2 protein-coding genes are annotated in these 4,546 nt (G+C 63.8%); both read left to right on the top strand.

The window, feature by feature from the left end; all coding sequences use genetic code 11:
• The first annotated feature begins 228 nt into the window (after nucleotides 1-228).
• The gene (ligA, locus tag QMX89_RS22380; RefSeq protein ID WP_282349926.1) at nucleotides 229-2,571 is read left to right on the top strand and encodes an NAD-dependent DNA ligase LigA; all 2,343 of its coding nucleotides are present in this window, start codon (nucleotides 229-231) and stop codon (nucleotides 2,569-2,571) included.
• A gap of 539 nt (nucleotides 2,572-3,110) precedes the next feature.
• A complete protein-coding gene (locus QMX89_RS22375; protein WP_122742746.1) occupies nucleotides 3,111-4,277 on the top strand; it encodes a putative zinc-binding metallopeptidase in 1,167 nt (388 codons plus the stop codon).
• Nucleotides 4,278-4,546: the final 269 nt, after the last annotated feature.

Here is a 4,546-nt window from a genome sequence, read left to right as displayed (position 1 = left end):
ACCATCTAGCATTATCGCCAGCGCATCGTCGAATTCGAACGCCGCGACTTGACCCACAAGCGCTAGGCTACAAACCGCGGCGCTCCCTTCGCGGGCAGAGCCCGCTCCCACAGACATCGCGCTCCCATCTGTGGGAGCGGGCTCTGCCCGCGAATGGCGCGCTGCAGTGTGCCTGATTCAACCCAAGAGCAGCCAAGGCTGCTCTTTTGCTTCAAGCGAGAACCGATCATGAACGACGCCAACCGTATCCTCGAACTACGTGCCGAACTCGACCAGCACAACTACCGCTACCACGTGCTCGACGAACCCAGCATCCCCGATGCCGAATACGACCGTCTGTTCCGCGAACTCAAGGCCCTTGAAGCCGACCACCCGAACCTGATCACCCCCGACTCGCCCACCCAGCGCGTCGGCAATGCGGCCCTGACCGCGTTCACCCAGGTTCGCCACGAAATCCCGATGCTCAGCCTCGGCAACGCCTTCGAAGAAGTCGACCTGCGCGAGTTCGACCGCCGCGTTACCGAAGGCCTCGACCTGCCCACCGGTGACCTCTTCGGCAGCGGCGCTGCGATTCACTACAGCTGCGAACCCAAGCTCGACGGCCTGGCCGTGTCGCTGCTTTACCAGGACGGCGCCTTGGTCCGTGGCGCGACCCGCGGCGATGGCACCACCGGCGAAGACATCAGCGTCAACGTGCGCACCATCCGCAACGTCCCGCTCAAGCTGCACGGCAGCGGCTGGCCGCCGGTGCTGGAAGTGCGCGGCGAGGTGTTCATGTCCAAGGCCGGGTTCGAACGGCTCAACGCCAGTCAGATGGAAGTCGGCGGCAAGACTTTCGCCAACCCTCGCAACGCCGCAGCCGGCAGCCTGCGCCAGCTGGATTCGAAAATCACTGCCAGCCGCCCCCTGGAGTTCTGCTGCTACGGTATCGGCCAGGTCACCCAGGACATCGCCACCACCCATACCGGCAATCTCGAACAGCTCAAGCAGTGGGGCATGCCGATCAGTCGCGAACTCAAGGTCGCCGAGAACATCGAGCAGTGCCTGGAGTACTACCACGACATCGGCGCACGGCGGACCCAGCTGCCGTACGAAATCGATGGCGTGGTGTTCAAGGTCAACAGCCTGGCGGCGCAGCGCGAGCTGGGTTTCCGGGCCCGCGAGCCGCGCTGGGCCATTGCCCACAAGTTTCCAGCGATGGAAGAACTCACCGAACTGCTCGACGTGGAATTCCAGGTCGGCCGCACCGGCGCGGTCACGCCGGTGGCGCGGCTCAAGCCGGTCAAAGTGGCCGGCGTGACGGTGGCCAACGCCACCCTGCACAACATGGACGAGGTGGCACGCTTGGGCCTGATGATCGGCGACACCGTGATCATCCGCCGCGCGGGGGACGTGATTCCCCAAGTCATGCAGGTGGTGAGCGAGCGTCGTCCACAAGACGCACGTCCAGTGCACGTCCCGGAAACCTGCCCAGTGTGCGGTTCCCACGTCGAGCGCACCCAGCTGATCAAGCGCAGCAAGGGCAAGCAGACCGTCAGCGAGGGCGCGGTCTATCGCTGTGTCGGGCGTCTGGCCTGCGGTGCGCAACTCAAGCAGGCGATCATCCATTTCGTCTCGCGGCGCGCCATGGACATCGACGGGCTGGGTGAGAAAAGCGTCGAGCAACTGGTCGACGAAGGCCTGGTGAACTCGCCAGCCGACCTCTACACCCTGCAGTTCGACGACGTGGTCAAGCTGGAAGGGTTTGCCGAGGTGTCCAGCAACAACCTGCTCACGGCCATCGAAAACAGCAAACGGCCGACTTTGGCGCGGTTCATCTATGCCCTGGGCATCCCGGATGTGGGTGAGGAGACAGCCAAGGTGCTGGCACGCTCCTTGGGTTCGCTGCAACGCGTCAGCGAAGCGCTGCCCCAGGTGTTGACCTACCTGCCGGACATCGGCCTGGAAGTCGCCTTTGAAATCCACAGCTTTTTCGAAGACCCGCACAACCGCAGCGTGATCCAGCAACTGCTCGAGCGCGGCCTGCAGTTGCAGGAGGAGGGCGAGGTGCATCCCGAGTACGCCGCCAGTACCACGCTGGCCGGGATGATCGCCAAACTGGACATCAACTCGGTGGGGCCAACCGGCGCCGAGAAACTGGTGGCCAAGCTGGGCAGCCTGGACAAGATCATCGCCGCCGACGGCATCGACCTGCGCCAGGCGCTCAACGCTCGGCAGGCGGAGGCGGTGCGCGAGTACTTCAAGGAACCGCACAACGCCGAGACGGCGAGGGCGGTGGAAGCTCAGTTGCAGGCTTTCGGCATGCATTGGGCCAGTGAAAGGAAAGTCGTCGAAGGCCTGCCGCTGGCAGGGCAGACCTGGGTGCTGACCGGCTCGCTCGAACAGATGAGCCGCGACGAAGCCAAGCAGAAACTCGAAGCCCTCGGCGCCAAGGTTTCAGGCTCGGTTTCCGCCAAAACCCACACCGTCGTCGCCGGCCCCGGCGCCGGCTCCAAGTTGGCCAAGGCCAACGAACTGGGCATCGAGATCCTCGACGAAGAGCAATTCCTGACGTTCCTGACCAAGATGTAACATCATGACAAGATAGCGCGCTGCCACCCCAGCGCGCCTGACCTTAACCCAAAATATGTAACATCATGACACATCCCTGTCGAAGTCGGCCCACGTACGATGTGAGCCAAGTAATCAACGCAAAACCCGCCGCCCTGTAGCAGCGGCGCAAGCCGCGTCCGCCCACGACGCGTTTATCCTGACGCAACGCACATACCGCCGACGCGGCTTGCGCCACGTCAACAACACCCACGCCCCCTGTAGCAGCGGCGCGAGCCGCGTCCAGCCACGACGCGTTTATCCTGACGCAACGCACATACCGCCGACGCGGCTTGGCCCACGTCAACAACCCCCCCACGCCCCCTGTAGCAGCGGCGCGAGCCGCGTCGGCGGCGCACGCGGTGCATCAGGATAAACGCGGTGCAACCGGACGCGGCTTGCGCCGCTGCTACAGGGGCGTATTTCAACCTCTCATCCGCATTTCGCGTTTCACCAACATCGCAGATGAAACCTTTCTCGCAGCCGCAAGCTCTAGTCATGGCAGGCCACTGGAGATCGCCATGTATCGTTTTTTCGAACAACTCAGCACCCGAATCACCGCCCCATTCACCAAGCCGGACAACCGCCACAGCAAGGTCTGGGAATGCACCTGCGGGCAGTCGATCTTCTTCCGCAACAGCCAGTGCCTGGCCTGCCACGGACTGCTCGGTTTCTGGCCGGAAAAGAACGTGCTGTCCACACTCGACGCCGGCCCCGAAGCGGGCACCTGGCGCCTGCACGCCGCGCCAGACGCCGGACTCTTCCGTCGCTGCGCCAACCTCGATACCCCGGCAGCCTGCAACTGGGTGGTGCCGGCAGAAAAGGGCGCCGCCGCCCTGTGCACCGCGTGCAGCCTGAACCGCACCATCCCCGACCTCAGTGTCCCGGAAAACCCCGAACACTGGCGCAAGGTCGAAACCGCCAAGCGCCGTCTGATCGCCCAACTGATCAACCTCGGCTTGCCGGTGATCGCCAAGACCGAAGACGAAGACACCGGCCTGGCATTCGACTTCATCGGCACCGACATGAACGGTAACGCGCCCACCACCGGTCACGCCAATGGCCTGGTGACCTTGGATATCAAGGAAGCGGACGACGCCCATCGGGAAAAGGTCCGCGTGCAGATGCGCGAACCGTACCGCACGCTGCTCGGACACTTCCGACACGAAGTAGGGCACTACTACTGGGATCGTCTGATCGCCGACACCCATTGGGTTGCCGACTACCGCCGTCTGTTCGGCGATGAAAGCCAAAGCTACGCCGACGCACTGCAGCGCCATTACGATCAGGGCGCCCCGGCCGACTGGCAGCAGAACTTCGTCAGCGCCTACGCCACCATGCATCCATGGGAAGACTGGGCCGAAACCTGGGCGCATTACCTGCACATGATGGACGCCGTCGACACGGCATTGGGCTTTGGCATGAGCGCCAAGGAAATGGACCTGGACTACACCCCGTTCCCTCTGACGACCCTGTACGACCCGGACCATACCAGCGGCCCGGCATTCCTCGCGTTCGTCAACGCCTGGATCGAACTGGCCGGCATGCTCAACGAACTGTCACGCGCCATGGGCCAGCCCGATTTCTACCCCTTCGTGCTGCCACCGGCCGTGATCGCCAAGCTGCACTTCATCCACGTCGTCGTCCAGGAAGCCGGCGGCCGCGCGGATGACGTCCTGCAGGTCTGAACCCGGCAAGCCCACCCCCTCAAGCGTGAGCCCCTCCCTGTGTGAGGACCCCACTCCATGTGCAGGCCTGACTCTATGGGAGTGGACCCACCCTGTGAGAGTGGACCAACCGGGTGGGAGCTGACCCCACCCTGTGAGAGTGGACCCCCAACCTGTGGGATTGCCCCGCCACACTGTGGGAGCGGGCTCTGCCCGCGAAGACGTCCTCCAGATCACAGCATTTTCTCAAACTGTGCACCGCCCATCCGGACGCCTTCGCGGGCAGAGCC

Origin of the sequence: Pseudomonas sp. PS01301 (assembly GCF_029960215.1) — a bacterium.
GTDB lineage: Bacteria > Pseudomonadota > Gammaproteobacteria > Pseudomonadales > Pseudomonadaceae > Aquipseudomonas > Aquipseudomonas coleopterorum.
This window is presented reverse-complemented; position numbering and strand designations above follow the sequence as displayed.

Bases quoted from the DNA above. Each gene is read 5' to 3' on its own strand.
- ligA (WP_282349926.1), top strand. From the start codon at position 229: ATGAACGACGCCAACCGTATCCTCGAACTACGTGCCGAACTCGACCAG.
- QMX89_RS22375 (WP_122742746.1), top strand. From the start codon at position 3,111: ATGTATCGTTTTTTCGAACAACTCAGCACCCGAATCACCGCCCCATTC.